This window comes from Janthinobacterium sp. EB271-G4-7A (assembly GCF_020858075.1).
Lineage (GTDB): Bacteria > Pseudomonadota > Gammaproteobacteria > Burkholderiales > Burkholderiaceae_D > Janthinobacterium > Janthinobacterium lividum.
In genome coordinates this window covers 92,018-107,645 of record NZ_JACYMI010000007.1, presented here as the reverse complement: position 1 = coordinate 107,645, position 15,628 = coordinate 92,018, and the positions used below count along the sequence as shown (strand labels likewise).

Below are 15,628 nucleotides of genomic sequence, written 5' to 3'. Positions count from 1 at the left end.
AGCCGCTATTTCCGGAAACTGCGCACCGCGTCATTGGCATTGTCGGCAATGATTTTTTGCAGCGTCGGCTGCCCTGCATACTTGGCGGACAGCCGTTTCCACTGCCGCTGCGCCTGGCCACATGAGCTGGCGACGGCTTGCGTGATCTCGCGCTGGCGCGCCTTGTCGTTGTCATCCCATTCGCCGGCAAAGTGTTCGCACATTTGCGCATGCTCAATGAACTGCGCCACGTCGCGCGGCAGCTTTTCCTCTGCTTGAGCCAGCAAGGGCAGACAGCACAGTGCGGCAGCGATCAACATTTTCATCGCTTCCCCTTACTTGCCGATGCAGAAACGGCTGAAGATCACGCCCAGCAGATCGTCAGGCGAAAACTCGCCCGTGATGCTCGACAGTTGTACTTGCGCCAGGCGCAGCTCTTCGGCGAACAGGTCCAGCGACTGGTCGTCCTGGGACGCGTGCTCGGCGGCGATGTCCAGGTGCTTGCCGGCCGATTTCAAGGCGATCAGATGGCGTTCGCGCGCCAGGTACAGCGATTCGCCCGTCTGCTGCCAGCCGGCGATGCGCAAGAGCTCGGCGCGCAAGAGGTCAATGCCGATGTGCTCGTGCGCCGACAGATACACGTGCGTGGCATCGGGCAGGCTGTCGACGCTGGGCTTGTGGCCCGACAGGTCGATCTTGTTCCACACGCGCACCACGGGCACGCCTTCGGGGAAGGCGGCGACGATGGTTTCATCGGCCAGGGTGGGGCCATGGTCGGCATCCAACAGGTGCAGGATCACGTCGGCCTTGCCAATCTCTCCCCACGTGCGTTCGATGCCGATGCGCTCGACGGCGTCGATGGTGTCGCCCGCGCTGCGGATACCGGCCGTGTCGATGATGTTGAGCGGAATGCCCTCAATCTGGATGGTTTCGCTGACCTTGTCACGCGTGGTGCCGGCGATCGGCGTAACGATCGCCACGTCGGCGCCCGCCAGCGCGTTCAGCAGCGACGACTTGCCGACGTTGGGCTGGCCCGCCAGCACGACATTGAGGCCTTCGCGCAGCAGCGCGCCCTGCGCCGCCTGCGCAAACACTTTATGCAATGCTTCGATGACGGCCTTCAACTGGCCGCGCGCATTCGATTTTTCCAGGAAATCGATTTCTTCTTCCGGGAAATCCAGGGTCGCTTCAACCAGCATGCGCAGTCCCGTCACCTGCTCCACCAGCGCGTGGATCGTGTTGGAAAACGCGCCCGACAGCGATTGCGAAGCGGACTTGGCGGCCGCCTCCGTGGAGGCATCGATCAGGTCGGCCACGGCTTCGGCTTGCGCCAGATCAAGCTTGTCATTCAAAAACGCGCGGCGTGTAAATTCGCCCGGTTCGGCCAGGCGCAAGCCGCTGTCACGGCCCGCTTCCAGCACGCGCGCCAGCAGCAGCTGCAGCACCACGGGGCCGCCATGGCCCTGCAATTCCAGCACGTCTTCGCCCGTGTACGAATGCGGACCCTTGAAGTGGATGGCGATGCCCTGGTCGATGATGGCGCCATCGCTTTCCGTGAATGGCAGATAGGTGGCGTGGCGCGGTTTCAGTTGCTGCGCGCCGAACAGGGCAGCCATCAAAGGGGCGAGATTTTTGCCGGAGGCGCGTACCACGCCGATGCCGCCGCGTCCGGGAGCGGTGGCGATGGCGGCGATAGGGGAAGAGTCGAGTTTCATGGGGATATTGTAATAGGTACGGCAAGGGAAGGTGCAGCAACGTAGGTCGGCTTAGCGCGCAGCGCGTAAGCCGACGCAGCACACGCTGGCGATAGTGTCGGATTACGCGTGGCCTTGCCGCGCTAATCCGACCTACAAGAATTAAAAAGCCCGCACTAGGCGGGCTTTATGGTCGCTGGCCGGACTTACTTGACGGCAGGCGCGTATTTCTTGGTGATCACCCATTGCTGGCCGATCGACAGGACGTTGTTGACGACCCAGTAGAGTACCAAGCCCGACGGGAAGAAGAAGAACATCACCGAGAATGCCAGTGGCATGAACAGCATCATCTTCGCTTGCATCGGATCGGCCGGGGCCGGGTTCAGCTTGGTCGTGATGAACATCGAGATCGCGTACAGCACGGGCAGGATGCACCATGGGTCATGCTGGGCCAGGTCGGTGATCCAGCCGATCCATGGCGCGCCGCGGATTTCCACGGACGCGTTCAAGACCCAGTACAGGGCGATAAAGACGGGCATCTGGATCAAAATCGGCAGGCAGCCGCCCAGCGGATTGATCTTTTCCGTCTTGTACAGCTCCATCGTGGCCTGGTTCATCTTTTGCGGATCGCCCTTGAAGCGTTCGCGGATGGCTTGCATCTTCGGCGTGACCAGTTTCATCTTGGCCATGCTGCGGTAGCCGGCGGCCGACAGCGGGAAGAACAGCAGCTTGATCAGGATCGTGAAGGCGATGATGGTCCAGCCCCAGTTGCCCAGCACGCTGTGGATCTGTTCCATGACCCAGAACATCGGCTTGGCGATGATGGTCAGCCAGCCATAATCCTTGACCAGTTCCAGGCCAGGCGAGACGTTTTCCAGCAGGTGCGCGATTTGCGGACCCGAGTACAGCTTGCTGTCCATGCTGGCCGAGGCGCCTGGCGCCAGGGTTGGCAGGGGCAGCACGTTGCCGATGGCGTACAGGTTGGGGCCGACCTTCTTCGTGAAGATGTCGCGCTTGGCGTTCTCAGGCGGAACGAATGCGGACACGAAGAAGTGTTGCGAAATCGCAAACCAGCCGCCATTCGCCGTCGCCGGATGCAAGCCCTTCATGGCATTGTCGTTGCCTTTCTTCTCGTCTTCTGCGGCCGCTTTTTCGATTTTCTCGAACGTCAGCTTCTGGTACTTGTCCTGTGGCGTGTACAGGGTAGGACCGGTAAAGCTGCTGTTGAAGAACGAATCGCCGACCGGCTTGTTGCCGTCATGCGTCAGTTGCAGATACAGCTGCGGCGTGACAGGCGCCGCGCCCACGTTGGACACGTCGTGGCGCACGTCGATGACGTAGTCGCCGCGCTTGAAGGTAAACGTCTTGGTCAGCTTGACGCCGCCTTCGACCGCTTCCATCACCAGTTGGATCTGCTTGCCATCGGCCAGGGTACGTACGCCAGGCTGCACGGTGAAGCCGCTCGCGTGGGTAGGGAATGGACCGCCGACCAGGCCCGATTGCGCCAAGTAGGTGTGGTTCGCGCCTTCGTCGAACAGCACTTCGTTTTGCTTGCCATCGTCCGGCTGGCACCATTTGAACAGGCCGAAGCAACCGCCGAACCAGCCAGGATTGCCCGCGCCCTTGAATTTCAGCAATTCCAGACGCTTGACCTGGCCGCCCAGGGTGTCGATATCGACCTTGATGACGTCGGTGGTGATAGTAATCACTTCGCGCTTGAACGCGGCGGGATCGACAGCCTCGCCCGGCAGGGCAGGCACGCCTGCCGCAGCTGGCAGGGCAGCCGTCTTGGCAGGGGTCGCAGGCGCCTTGGCGGTTTGTTCCGTGTTCGCGGAGAACATCGACGGCTTGCCGTTCGAGATCATCCATTCGTTCCAGAGAATTACCAGCGAGACGGAAAACACGATCCACAGGATGGTACGTTTATTGATATCCATTAGGGTATTTGTCAGGAGTGGTTGCAACCGCAAGCGGTCGTTGAAGATTGTTTGCCATCGGCCGGCGGCACCGGGTCGACGCCCCCTTCATTCCAGGGGTGGCAACGGCACAGGCGCTTGGCAGCCAGCAGGCTGCCCTTGGCCGTACCGTGCACGCGCAGCGCTTCCATCGCGTAATGCGAACAGCTCGGATAGAAACGGCAATTCTGTCCCAGCATGGGGCTGATCAGCAACTGATAAGCGCGCAGCAGGAACAGCAGCAGGGTTTTCATGGCGCGGATGGTGGTGGCGCAGCAACAGAACGGGCCTGGGCGGCGATTTGCGCCGCGAACAGGCGGCTCAATTCCTCACGCAGCTCGGCTTTGAGCCGGGTCGTGGTGGCCGGGCCATCCTTGCTGTTGACGGCGCGCGACAAACGCACCACGCAGTCGACCGGCGGCATCGCGCTGTTGCGAAACAGCTCGCGCGTGACGCGCTTGATCGTGTTGCGGGTCGCCGCGCGCGGCGCGAAACGCTTGGCCACAACGACGCCCAGCCGCGCATGCGGCAATTGATTGTGTCGGGTGTACAGCACAAAATGCGCTGTTTTTTGCGAAGGGCGCAAACGAAAAACGGATGAAAATTCATCCGTTTTAACGATACGCCGAACGCGCGCGAAGTCGTGTGAACCTTCGCGTTGATTGCCGACTGGAGTACAGCTAGCCACGCGATCAGCTGTCAACGACAAGCCTAGACGGCCAGACGTTTGCGGCCCTTTGCGCGACGTGCGTTGAGCACATCACGGCCACCACGGGTAGCCATACGAGCGCGGAAGCCGTGCGTACGCTTGCGGCGAACGACGGAAGGTTGGTAAGTACGTTTCATGTTGGTCTCGCTAAAAACAAAAAAAATGCAAAATCGGGTCTGACGTCCCGTCAGTTTTTGGTGCCAATGACAATCGCGCACTTATGCCAAGGCACAAGCTGGCCAATCTCATCGCCCGCTTAATCCACGCTTAGTCCATATTGTCGTTCCAAATGAATAAACACGGAATACGGGCGGGGAACCCTGAATTATTCAGCATATGCCCCCCTCTTGTCAAGGATTGCCGTGATCGCCTGGAAATTTGCGCGCCGCCCCCCATCTGCCGGCAAGGCCCCGCCACAGGCCGCGCCAGCACTGCCTGTAACGGGATAACCGGGGGATAAGTCGCCTCTTATGCACACGGCGCCCCACCCCGCCATACAAAAATAACAGCCGTGCCTGTGGATAACTTTCGCAGTCGGGAGTAGAATAGCGCGTTACGTGTGGCGAGCCCTCGCGCGACGCCGGCCTTGCAACACGGTGAACGCAGGGCAGAATCGATACGCCCTCCCACACCTTTTCACATAGACATACATGGATAATTTCTGGCAGGCCTGTTCCGCGCAGTTGGAACTGGAGCTGACACCGCAACAATTCAGTGCGTGGATCAAACCGCTTATCCCTCTCGATTACGAAGAGGGCAAGCTGCGCATTGCTGCGCCCAATCGCTTCAAGCTCGATTGGGTCAAGACCCAGTTCGCCAGCCGCATCACTGCCCTGGCCATTCAATACTTCGAAGCGCCGACGGAAGTGCAGTTCGTGCTCGACCCGCGCCTGGCCCTGCCGAAGAAACCCGTCACCACCAGCACCCCGGCCAGCGATCCGAATGGCGGCGCGCCCAGCGCGCGCGCCGCGGAGCCGCAGCCCAGCGTGCCGGAACTGAGCATCGGCGCCGCGCCGCGCCGCGAGCAGAGCCGCATCAACACCGACCTGACCTTCGACAGCTTCGTGACCGGTAAGGCCAACCAGCTGGCGCGCGCCGCCGCCATCCAGGTGGCGAACAATCCGGGCGTGTCGTACAACCCGCTGTTCTTCTACGGCGGCGTCGGCCTGGGTAAGACCCACTTGATCCACGCCATCGGCAACCAGGTGATGGCCGACAATCCGGGCGCGAAGATCCGCTACATCCACGCGGAACAGTACGTTCGCGACGTAGTGACCGCTTACCAGCGCAAGGGTTTCGACGACTTCAAGCATTACTATCACTCGCTCGACATGCTGCTGATCGATGATATCCAGTTCTTTGGCGGCAAGAGCCGCACGCAGGAAGAGTTTTTCTATGCGTTCGAGGCATTAATTGCCGCAAAGAAACAGATCATCATCACCTCGGATACCTATCCGAAGGAAATCACGGGCATGGACGACCGCCTGATCTCGCGCTTCGACTCGGGCCTGACGGTGGCCATCGAACCGCCGGAACTGGAAATGCGCGTGGCGATTCTGCTGAAAAAAGCCAAGCAGGAAGGCGTGACTTTCTCTGACGACGTGGCCTTCTTTGTCGCCAAGCACTTGCGCTCGAACGTGCGCGAGCTGGAAGGCGCGCTGCGCAAGATCCTCGCGTATTCGCGTTTTCATGGCAAAGACATCACCATCGATATCGTCAAGGAAGCCCTGAAGGACTTGCTGTCGGTGCAGAACCGCCAGATTTCCGTGGAGAACATCCAGAAAACGGTGGCCGACTTCTTCAATATCAAGGTTGCCGACATGTATTCGAAGCGCCGGCCCGCGAACATCGCCCGGCCGCGCCAGATCGCCATGTACCTGGCCAAGGAATTGACACAGAAGAGCCTGCCGGAAATCGGCGAGCTGTTCGGCGGCCGCGACCACACCACGGTGCTGCATGCCGTGCGCAAGATCGCGCTGGACCGTACCAAAAACCCGGAATGCAACCACGAGTTGCATGTACTGGAGCAAACGTTGAAGGGCTAACAACACCTGACAAAACCTGCTGCGCGACGCGCTTTGCGGCCTGCGATGCTCACCGTGCTCTAGCACGGTTGCGCTTCTTAGCCACAACTCACTGCCGCTCGCTACGGTTTTGTTCGGCGTTAAGCACAACTTGGCAAGACTGGCTCAAAACGTGCTTTACCCTTATTATCTGGGAGGGCACCGCAGCCGGTCTGTCGGGGCTTCCCATGGCAACAATTGTTAAATTAATACGTTAAACGTCGTACTGTTCAACCTATACATTGAGGATAAATATGCAATTGGTCAAAACCACCCGAGATACCCTTCTCCGGCCACTGCAGATCGTGAGCGGTATTGTCGAGCGTCGGCACACTATGCCGATTCTGGCCAATATCCTCATCCGCAAAGACGGTGAAAATGTCTCCTTCCTGTCGACCGACACCGAAGTGCAGATCACCACGCACGCGGAAATCGGTTCCGGCGCGGACGTCACCGGCACCACCGTGGCCGCGCGCAAGCTGCTGGACATTTTGCGCGCCCTGCCCGAATCGGGCGACGTCACGATGACCCTGCTGAACAAGCGCCTGACCGTGCAAACGGGCAAGTCGCGCTTCGCCCTGCAAACCCTGGCGGCGGAAGAGTTTCCAACCGTGCAACAGGCAGAAAGCTACAACGCGTCCGTCACCCTGCCGCAGAAAACGCTGAAGCACCTGTTCAACATGGTGCATTTCTCGATGGCGCAGCAAGACATCCGCTATTACCTGAACGGCTTGCTGCTGGTTCTGGATGGCAATAATGTCATCGCCGTGGCCACCGATGGCCACCGCCTGGCGTTTTGCCAGGTCGCCACCGAGCAGACGTTTGCGCGCCAGGAAGTAATTATCCCGCGCAAGACCATCATCGAACTGCAGCGCCTGCTGGAAGAGAACGATGAGCCGGTGCAGCTGGACATCGCCGCCAACCAGGTGAAACTGACCTTTGCCGACATCGAGCTGATCTCGAAGCTGGTGGAAGGCAAGTTCCCCGACTACACGCGCGTGATTCCAAAAGGCTACAAAAACGACTTCACCATCGGCCGCGATGAATTGCTGCGCTCGCTGCAACGTGCCGCCATCATGACCAGCGACAAGTTCAAGGGCGTGCGCTGCATCATCACCCCGGGCAGCATGAAGATCAGCTCGACCAATGCGGACCAGGAAGAAGCCGTCGAAGAGCTGGAAATCGACTACGGCGGCGACTCCGTCGACATCGGCTTCAACGTGACGTATCTGCTGGACGTGCTGAACAACCTGAAATGCGAATACGTCAACATCGCGCTGGGCGACTCGAACTCGTCCGCCCTGATCTCCATCCCGGACAATGCCGACTTCAAGTATGTCGTCATGCCGATGCGCATCTAAAGACCACAGCAGTGACGTAGGTCGGATTAGCGCAGCGTAATCCGACATGCTGAATCGCCGTCTGTCGGGTTATGCCGTTCCGGCTAACCCGACAGACGGTCATCAGCCAGCAGCCCCGAATCAATCAGCAATCGTTATTTGAGAAAGCAGTCCATGTCCGAGAATCCACAAGACACCCCGATCCAGGCCAAAACGGAAGAATACGGCGCCGCCTCCATCCAGATCCTGGAAGGCCTGGAAGCCGTACGCAAACGCCCGGGCATGTACATTGGCGACACCTCGGACGGCACCGGCTTGCACCATCTGGTATTCGAAGTGCTGGACAACTCGATCGATGAATCGCTGGCCGGCCACTGCACGGAAATCCACGTCACCATCCACAGCGACAACTCGATCTCGATCACCGACAATGGCCGCGGCGTGCCGACCGGCCTGAAAATGGACGATAAGCACGATCCGAAGCGTTCGGCGGCGGAAATCGTCATGACCGAGCTGCATGCGGGCGGCAAGTTCGACCAGAACTCGTACAAAGTCTCGGGCGGTTTGCACGGCGTGGGCGTGTCTTGCGTGAATGGCCTGTCGAAACTGCTGAAACTGACCATCCGCCGCGACGGCAAAGTGCATCACATGGAATTCGTGCGCGGCGTGCCGCAAGACCGCCAGATCGTCATGGTCGGCGACATCGCCACCTCGCCGATCAAGGTCATCGGCGACACGGACAAGCGCGGCACCGACGTGCATTTCTGGGCCGATGAAGAGATTTTCACGCACGTGGAATTCCACTACGAAATCCTGGCCAAGCGCATCCGCGAACTGTCTTTCCTGAACAATGGCGTCAACATCAAGTTGTCCGACCAGCGCACGGGCAAGGAAGAAATCTTCGCCTTCGAAGGCGGCACGCGCGGCTTCGTCGAATACATCAACAAGGCCAAATCGGTCTTGCACCCGACCATTTTCCAAGCCACGGGCGAACGCCTGTCGGACCAGGGCACGAACATCTCGGTCGACGTGTCGATGCAGTGGAACGATGCCTACAACGAACAGGTGCTGTGCTTCACGAACAATATCCCGCAGCGCGACGGCGGTACCCACCTGACGGGCTTGCGCGCGGCGATGACGCGCGTGATCAACAAATACATCGATGAACACGAGTTCGCCAAGAAGGCGAAAGTGGAAATCAGCGGCGACGACATGCGCGAAGGCCTGACCTGCGTCTTGTCGGTGAAAGTGCCGGAACCGAAATTCTCGTCGCAGACGAAAGACAAGCTGGTGTCGAGCGAAGTGCGCGGTCCCGTCGAAGAGATCGTCGCCAAGACCCTGGCCGACTACCTGCAGGAAAAACCGAACGACGCCAAGATCATTTGCGGCAAGATCGTCGAAGCGGCGCGCGCGCGCGAAGCCGCACGCAAGGCGCGCGACTTGACGCGCCGCAAAGGCATCATGGACGGCCTGGGCCTGTCGGCCAAGCTGGCCGACTGCCAGGAAAAAGACCCCGCCCTGTGCGAACTGTACATCGTCGAGGGTGACTCGGCAGGTGGCTCGGCAAAACAGGGGCGCGACCGCAAGTTCCAGGCCATCCTGCCGCTGCGCGGTAAAGTCTTGAACGTGGAAAAAGCCCGTTTCGAGAAAATGCTGTCGTCGGAGCAGATCACCACCCTGATCGCCACGCTCGGCACCTCGATCGGACCGGACGAATTCAACGTCGAAAAGCTGCGCTACCACCGCATCATTATCATGACCGATGCGGACGTCGACGGCGCCCACATCCGCACCTTGCTGCTGACCCTGTTCTACCGCCAGATGCCGCAACTGGTCGAGCGCGGCCACATCTACATCGCGCAACCGCCGCTGTACAAGGTGAAAGCCGGCCGCGACGAGCGCTATCTGAAAGATGACGCCGAGGAAGCGAGCTACATGATGACCGTGGCGCTGAACACGGCCGTGCTGGTGCCGCGCACAGGCGCGGAAGGCATTTCCGGCGAAACCCTGACGGAACTGGTGCGCAAGTTCAACCTGTCGAACACCATCATGACGCGTTTGACGCGCGTCATCGACCGCGCCGCCCTGACAGCCATCATGACGGGCGTGCAGCTGGACCTGTCGACTCTGGACCTGGCGGAAACCTCCGCCCTGGCCCTGCAGACGGCCATCAACGACAGCGCCGTGCGCGTGCACGTGCGTTCCGACGACTTGTCGGAAAAACACATGCTGCGCATCGAGCGCATGCACCACGGTAACGTGAAAGTCAGCGCCATCGACGCCGACTTCGTGCAAGGCCCGGACTACGCCGTACTGAGCAGCGGCGCCGCCACCTTCGAAGGCTTGATCGGCGAAGGCGCGTTTGTCCGCCGCGGCGAAGGCGAGCGCATCAAGGAAATCGCCGTGGTCGACTTCCACCAGGCCATGCAATGGCTGCGCGACGAAGCCGAGCGCACCGTCTCGAAACAGCGCTACAAAGGTCTGGGCGAGATGAATCCGGACCAGCTGTGGGAAACGACGATGGACCCAACCGTCCGCCGCCTGCTGAAAGTGCAGATCGAAGACGCCATTGCGGCGGATCAGATCTTCACGACCTTGATGGGTGACGACGTGGAACCACGCCGCGCCTTCATCGAAAACAACGCGCTGCGGGCGGGGAATATTGACGTGTAATTCCTAGTTTATTTAGTCAGCATCAAAAAGCCAGCCTGCAAAGCTGGCTTTTTTTATTTCATACTGCCATTCTTTCAACTCATGGATTTCTTAACGATTATTCTTGCAAAATATCCTTGAAATCCAAAATGATTGAAATATCAACCAGACTTAATCGAAAGCATAAATACTATGGAAAACAAGGATGACTTCTTAAATATAGGGCAAGTTTTAGATGTGGGAACAATAACACCATTTCTATTATTCATATGTTCTCTATTTTTCTTGGTGTACATAAGAACAAGATCAACACACTCCATAATGTCAAGATTCTGGAGAATATTTAATGGAAATGTAGTTTACGATGATGTTGAAATAAATAAAATACTTGACTCGAGGTCGGCACTAATGCAATTCCGCTTTACCACTGGAATACCAATCAGATTAAGAAAGCAAATAGGACCATTAATCCGATGGACAAACAAAAACAGCGAGGATCTTGGAGACGTAGGAAAATGTGGTCACTTATTTGATCTTGAAATACCAGATCTGAAGAAACTAAATAAGAAAATGATGGCAATGTATATCTTTATCCTGCCTCTAGCATTTTCAGCTTTTTGCTTTACGTTAATACCCACTACTTATTTTTCCTTTACGAACAGAGCCCTTCTCAAAATTACCGCCTCTGAAAATTGGATTCTACTTGGTAACGACAGTGCAAGACGTATAATTTTTTTCAGTTCAGAGTCATACACTACGCTCGACAAGGAAAGCTGCATCAGTCCTGACGAAAAAACAGAGCATGCGACAAAATTAGAAAAAAAAGATATTGAGTTAATATGCAATTCCATAAATAAAGGCAATGACGAAAAATTCATCAAAAATTCCCTTTACACGCAAAGGGTATTTTTCGCTCCACTTAGCATTCTTCTATTTTTCGCAATTACACTCTGTTGCAAATTGGCTTTGAATTTTTCAAGCTGGAAGTCGATGCGATCTAGGCTTAAAAAAATATATCCGAATAATTCATATTAGATAGGTTTATAACTACTTAATGAGAAAACGTTACATCAGTGATTGCCATTTTCATGCAATCGCTACCTTCAACCGCAATATAAATTCATGCCGTAAAAATTCTAAAATTGCAAAAGTAGCATTTTATTTTTTGGCAAATCTGACGGTTGTGCGATGGGGAAATATAAAATCAGAATTATTGCCTTAATATCATTAAAATCAGGCCTTCACATGCCTTGCCATCCTTCTTCAAAAACCAGTACACTAGTTCCTGAGCGCAACTAATTTTGTGCGCGCGCCATGCCGCCTGCCGTTGCCGGGAGGCGCCCCTGCCGCAAGGCGTGTTGTCTGCCTGGACAAATGTCATGTTCACTTCGCGCAGCCTGTCTCCTGCCTTCTATTACCTGTTCTTTTCAGGAGAACGGGAGCAGCAGCAGCGCTTTTTCAAGGAACTGCATTTCATTTCGATAGCGATCCTGACGTTTGGCCTGGCTTGCTGGCTGGTCACGTTCAGCCTGACCTTGTCGCGCGCTTCGCTCGATCATGCGCAAGCGGCGCTGGGCGTGACGGGCATGGTAGTCGGGCTGCTGCTGACCAGGTATGCGAAGTCGCTGCAAGCGATCATCGTCAGCGGTACGATCAGCGTGCTGTTCATCGCTTTCAGCTTTCGCGTGCTGATGCTGGGGACGGACGATCCCGCTTTCTGGGTATTGCCGCTGGGCGTGATGATCACCCTGACGACGGCGCCCATCTTCAGCGGCATCGCGTACTACCTGGGCGTATCACTGTGCGTGTGGGCCATCCTTGGGCTGGGGCAGTTTCCCGTGCATGCGGGCCAGGCTGACCAGCATTGGCCCGTGCTGGCCGTCACCATCAACGTGATCATCGGCCTGGCGCTGAACATCTATTTTCTCGTCTTGCGCATCCATAACTACCGTTCCCAGCGCGAACTGGCGACCATGGCCTACAAGGATGGCTTGACCGGACTCAACAACCGGCGCATGTTCACGCAAAGCGCCCGCACCTTGCAGCGCACGGCGCGCACACCCGCGTATTTCCTGATGATCGACATCGACGACTTCAAGCAGATCAACGATGTGTATGGCCATGATGTGGGCGACGAGGTGCTGAAAAAGATCGCCGAGGTCATCGGAGGGCTAGCGGGTGAGCACCTGTGCGGACGCCTTGGCGGCGAGGAGTTTGCCGTCATTTACCTGGGCGAAAAGAACGCGGCCTGCGCCTTTGCCGCGCAACTGGTCGATGCCGTCGAAGCGGCCTTTGTGCCGGAACGCAAGGTGTCCGTCAGCATCGGCATCGCGGAACTGATCAAGGAGACGGACTTGTCGCACAGCTACCGGCGCGCCGATGAATCCCTGTACCAGGCCAAGAAAAACGGCAAGAACCGCTACGTGCTCAACGCCGCCTAGGCATTGGCGTCCTGCTTGGCATCGAGCAGCGCCAGCAAGGCTTGGGGGGAAATCTTCCAGGGATCGCGCTGCTTGGGATCTACCTCGTACCAGCTGTCCTGCGCGCCGATCTTGAGGATCGTCAAGGGGATGTCCTTGCTCTCAAAGAAGGCCACCATGCGGCGGAGCAAACGGCTCACCTTGGCGTGGTCTTCCTGGTACAAAGAACAGGCATAGAAGCAGCCCTTCTCTCCCATGTGCAATTTCCTGGCCGCGCCGAGACGCGAGTAGACCACGTACTTGTGCAGGAACTCGGTCACTGCAGCATCGTCGACAGGGATACTGCAGGAAATAGTAATCTGGGCCATGGCAACGGGAACAGTGATTCAATAGCCAAGCTTAGCAGAAAGAGATTTATTCCTGAAATGCTAAGATCGCTGCCCGCGCATGCAGGCAAGCCGTCCGGCATGGCGTCTCGACAAGGATAGCCATTGAACACCCCAGGAAACATCACTTTTCGCATGCTGTCGCTGTGCGCCGCCCTGTGCCTGCCGCTTTCCAGCATGGCGCAAGCCATTCCTGCCGAGGATGCCGCCTTCGTGGCCGCCACCGTGCCCGTGCCATCGCCACCGCTGCCCCTGAGCGCGCATCCCGAAATCCGCGCCGACGTCTTCAAGCTGCTCGGCTATGCGCGTGGCGACTATACGCAGGGCGATACCCTGGTCGCGCGCCAGGTGCTCGACAGCATGCATTCGCTCGATAACATCACGCGCACCATGCTGCCCGACGGGCGCTCGGTGCTGGCCTCCATCGATGCCAGCACCGACGGTGCATGGCGCGCCGCCATGCTGTTCGATCCGCAACGCAAGCTGCTGGCGCTGGGCCTTGTCAATGGCCATTGCCAGGCCGCCATCGGCGACGCCGCGCCCGCCTGCCTGCCGTCCACGCATGCCGTGCTGACGGTGTTCGTGCCGCCAGGCGCAGAGGACGAGACGGCCGCGCCGCTGCTGGTCTGGGCGCGGCAACTGCCGCCCATGCTGGCACAGGCTGCGCCGGAACAGCGGCAAAGCATTGCTGTGGTGGAATACATCACCACCCGCCCCGACCAGCCCGGCTGGGAACAGCGCGACGTGCCGCCCGGCTTTCCCGCCAGCTTGCTGCACCTGCTGCTGCCGAATGCGGAACTCAACAGCAGTTCCAGCGGCGGCAAACTCATCGCGCCAGCGGGCCTGGCCGGTTTGCCCATGCGCACACCCACGGAAATGGCCGAGGCCGGCGACGAGCCCATGCCCGATGCCAGCATCACCCTGCGCAGCTATGCCGATTTCCACTGGGTGCTCAACACCTACGCCAAGCTGGCCAAGGGCGCGCAAGTAAAGGGCCATGACGACAAGGTGGTGTTTACGGGCAGCGATACGAGCGGCCGCTACACGGTGACCCTGCGCGAGCAGGGCAAGAAAGACAGTGTGTTCATCACCGTGGCCAGCTGGCGGACAAAATAAGCGGGATGAGCAGGGAAAACATTGCCATTCCGCACAAGGGCATGGCATTTTGGCATTTTGCGGTATGATTTCCGGCCGTGCGGCGCGGCCCGATCCCTGCCTTGCCCACCCTGTCCTTCAAGCCAGTCACGCTTGCGTAGCATCCTGCCCTAAGGAATTCATATGTTCGGTTTTAACTTGCGCGTCGCCAAGATGGTGTGGACGGCTTTTCTCGTCGCTTTTTTGTTATTCATCACGTACAAGGTGTCGTCGACCCTGATCGTGGTGGTGTTCGCGGTGTTCTTCAGCTACCTCGTGTATCCGCTGATCGGGCTGCTGGAGCGGTATGGGCCGAAGCGCCTGCCGCGCACGGCCAGTATCGGCATCGTCTTCCTGGTGGTGATCTTGCTGGTGGCGGTGCTGGGGTCGATCTTCGGGGCGCGGATCGAGGAAGAGGCGATCAAGCTCAGCGATCAATTGCCGACCTTACTCAAGGGGAATAATTTTGCCGAGCGCATTCCTTTGCCGGAATTCATGGAACCGTTGCGCGCGCGCCTGCTGTCGTTCATGCAGACACAGCTGAGCAGCGGTACGGGACAAGCCATGCCGCTGGCGAAAGAACTGGGCTTGACCGTCATGCATGCGGCCAGCAACCTGATCTATCTGGTGCTGGTGCCCGTGCTGAGCTTTTTGCTGATCAAGGAAGGCCCGGACATGCGCGACGGCTTGCTCTCCCTGCTGAACCGCCCGAACAAGAAACTCTGGGGCGCCATCATCGATGACCTCGACATCTTGCTGTCGCGCTATGTGCGCGCCCTGCTCCTGTTGTCGATCGCCACTTTTGTGTCCTACAGCATCGCCTTTTCCCTGATGGGCGTGCCGTACAGCCTGCTCCTGGCCGGCGCGGCCGCCTTGCTGGAATTCATCCCGTTTGCCGGCCCGCTGGCGGCGGCCGTCATCGCCGTGGTCGTGGCCGGTTTCAGCGGCTTCGAGCACGTGTTCTGGCTGATCGGCTTTATTGCCGCCTACCGTTTGTTCCAGGATTACGTGGTCAACCCATACTTGATGAGCGAAGGCGTGGAAGTAAGCCCGCTGATGGTGATCGTCGGCTTGCTGGCCGGCGACCAGTTGGGTGGCGTGGTCGGCATCTTCCTGTCCGTGCCCGTGATGGCGGCCATCAAGATCGTCTTCGTGCGTGCCAGGGCGGCCTTGCAGGCGCGCCATGATGCGCATGAGAAAGCGGAACAGGCGGCGGAAGAAGCGCGCGCCCAGGCCCTGGCCGAGGCGGCGCGCTTGCAGGAACAGGGCAGCAAAGTTGCCCTGGAAGCGCAGTAA

The 15,628-nt window shown here is 58.3% G+C and carries 14 protein-coding genes; 7 read left to right on the top strand and 7 right to left on the bottom strand.

Features of this window, described 5'->3' with window-relative positions:
* Positions 1 to 5: 5 nt before the first annotated feature.
* The 6 genes from IGS58_RS28005 to rpmH all read right to left on the bottom strand — a co-directional run bounded on the left by IGS58_RS28005 (position 6) and on the right by rpmH (position 4,474).
* The gene (locus tag IGS58_RS28005; RefSeq protein WP_070258731.1) at positions 6 to 305 is read right to left on the bottom strand and encodes a hypothetical protein; all 300 of its coding nucleotides are present in this window, start codon (positions 303 to 305) and stop codon (positions 6 to 8) included.
* Positions 306 to 314: 9 nt separating this feature from the next.
* Complete coding sequence (mnmE, locus tag IGS58_RS28000; RefSeq protein ID WP_230523233.1) at positions 315 to 1,694, bottom strand: tRNA uridine-5-carboxymethylaminomethyl(34) synthesis GTPase MnmE; 1,380 nt, start codon at positions 1,692 to 1,694, stop codon at positions 315 to 317.
* A gap of 185 nt (positions 1,695 to 1,879) precedes the next feature.
* The gene (gene yidC / locus IGS58_RS27995) at positions 1,880 to 3,610 is read right to left on the bottom strand and encodes a membrane protein insertase YidC (protein WP_070258727.1); all 1,731 of its coding nucleotides are present in this window, start codon (positions 3,608 to 3,610) and stop codon (positions 1,880 to 1,882) included.
* Between the two features lie 11 nt (positions 3,611 to 3,621).
* Positions 3,622 to 3,882 (bottom strand): membrane protein insertion efficiency factor YidD, encoded by a 261-nt coding sequence (gene yidD, locus IGS58_RS27990; protein WP_034754335.1) that lies wholly within the window; start codon positions 3,880 to 3,882, stop codon positions 3,622 to 3,624.
* Positions 3,879 to 4,331, bottom strand: coding sequence for a ribonuclease P protein component (rnpA, locus tag IGS58_RS27985; RefSeq protein WP_080753306.1), 453 nt, complete (start codon positions 4,329 to 4,331; stop codon positions 3,879 to 3,881). The genes yidD and rnpA overlap by 4 nt, the downstream gene beginning before the upstream one ends.
* A gap of 8 nt (positions 4,332 to 4,339) precedes the next feature.
* A complete protein-coding gene (gene rpmH / locus IGS58_RS27980) occupies positions 4,340 to 4,474 on the bottom strand; it encodes a 50S ribosomal protein L34 (RefSeq protein WP_010401996.1) in 135 nt (44 codons plus the stop codon).
* A 513-nt stretch (positions 4,475 to 4,987) separates the two neighbouring features.
* Between rpmH and dnaA the strand changes: the two genes are divergently transcribed.
* The 5 genes from dnaA to IGS58_RS27955 all read left to right on the top strand — a co-directional run bounded on the left by dnaA (position 4,988) and on the right by IGS58_RS27955 (position 12,833).
* Complete coding sequence (gene dnaA, locus IGS58_RS27975) at positions 4,988 to 6,382, top strand: chromosomal replication initiator protein DnaA (RefSeq protein WP_230523232.1); 1,395 nt, start codon at positions 4,988 to 4,990, stop codon at positions 6,380 to 6,382.
* A 272-nt stretch (positions 6,383 to 6,654) separates the two neighbouring features.
* Positions 6,655 to 7,761, top strand: coding sequence for a DNA polymerase III subunit beta (gene dnaN, locus IGS58_RS27970; RefSeq protein ID WP_034754341.1), 1,107 nt, complete (start codon positions 6,655 to 6,657; stop codon positions 7,759 to 7,761).
* Positions 7,762 to 7,914: 153 nt separating this feature from the next.
* Complete coding sequence (gene gyrB, locus IGS58_RS27965; RefSeq protein WP_034781301.1) at positions 7,915 to 10,413, top strand: DNA topoisomerase (ATP-hydrolyzing) subunit B; 2,499 nt, start codon at positions 7,915 to 7,917, stop codon at positions 10,411 to 10,413.
* 171 nt (positions 10,414 to 10,584) lie between these two features.
* Positions 10,585 to 11,427 carry a DUF6216 family protein gene (locus IGS58_RS27960; RefSeq protein WP_230523231.1) on the top strand — a complete coding sequence of 281 codons (843 nt, stop codon included), beginning with the start codon at positions 10,585 to 10,587 and terminating at the stop codon, positions 11,425 to 11,427.
* A gap of 344 nt (positions 11,428 to 11,771) precedes the next feature.
* Positions 11,772 to 12,833 (top strand): GGDEF domain-containing protein, encoded by a 1,062-nt coding sequence (locus tag IGS58_RS27955; protein ID WP_230523230.1) that lies wholly within the window; start codon positions 11,772 to 11,774, stop codon positions 12,831 to 12,833.
* Here IGS58_RS27955 and IGS58_RS27950 read toward each other — a convergent pair.
* On the bottom strand, positions 12,830 to 13,180 hold the full coding sequence (locus tag IGS58_RS27950) for a hypothetical protein (protein ID WP_230523229.1): 351 nt from the start codon (positions 13,178 to 13,180) through the stop codon (positions 12,830 to 12,832). The two genes, IGS58_RS27955 and IGS58_RS27950, sit on opposite strands and share 4 nt — an antisense overlap.
* Before the next feature lie 123 nt (positions 13,181 to 13,303).
* Between IGS58_RS27950 and IGS58_RS27945 the strand changes: the two genes are divergently transcribed.
* Positions 13,304 to 14,314, top strand: coding sequence for a hypothetical protein (locus IGS58_RS27945; protein ID WP_230523228.1), 1,011 nt, complete (start codon positions 13,304 to 13,306; stop codon positions 14,312 to 14,314).
* A gap of 162 nt (positions 14,315 to 14,476) precedes the next feature.
* Positions 14,477 to 15,628 carry an AI-2E family transporter gene (locus IGS58_RS27940; protein WP_034781298.1) on the top strand — a complete coding sequence of 384 codons (1,152 nt, stop codon included), beginning with the start codon at positions 14,477 to 14,479 and terminating at the stop codon, positions 15,626 to 15,628.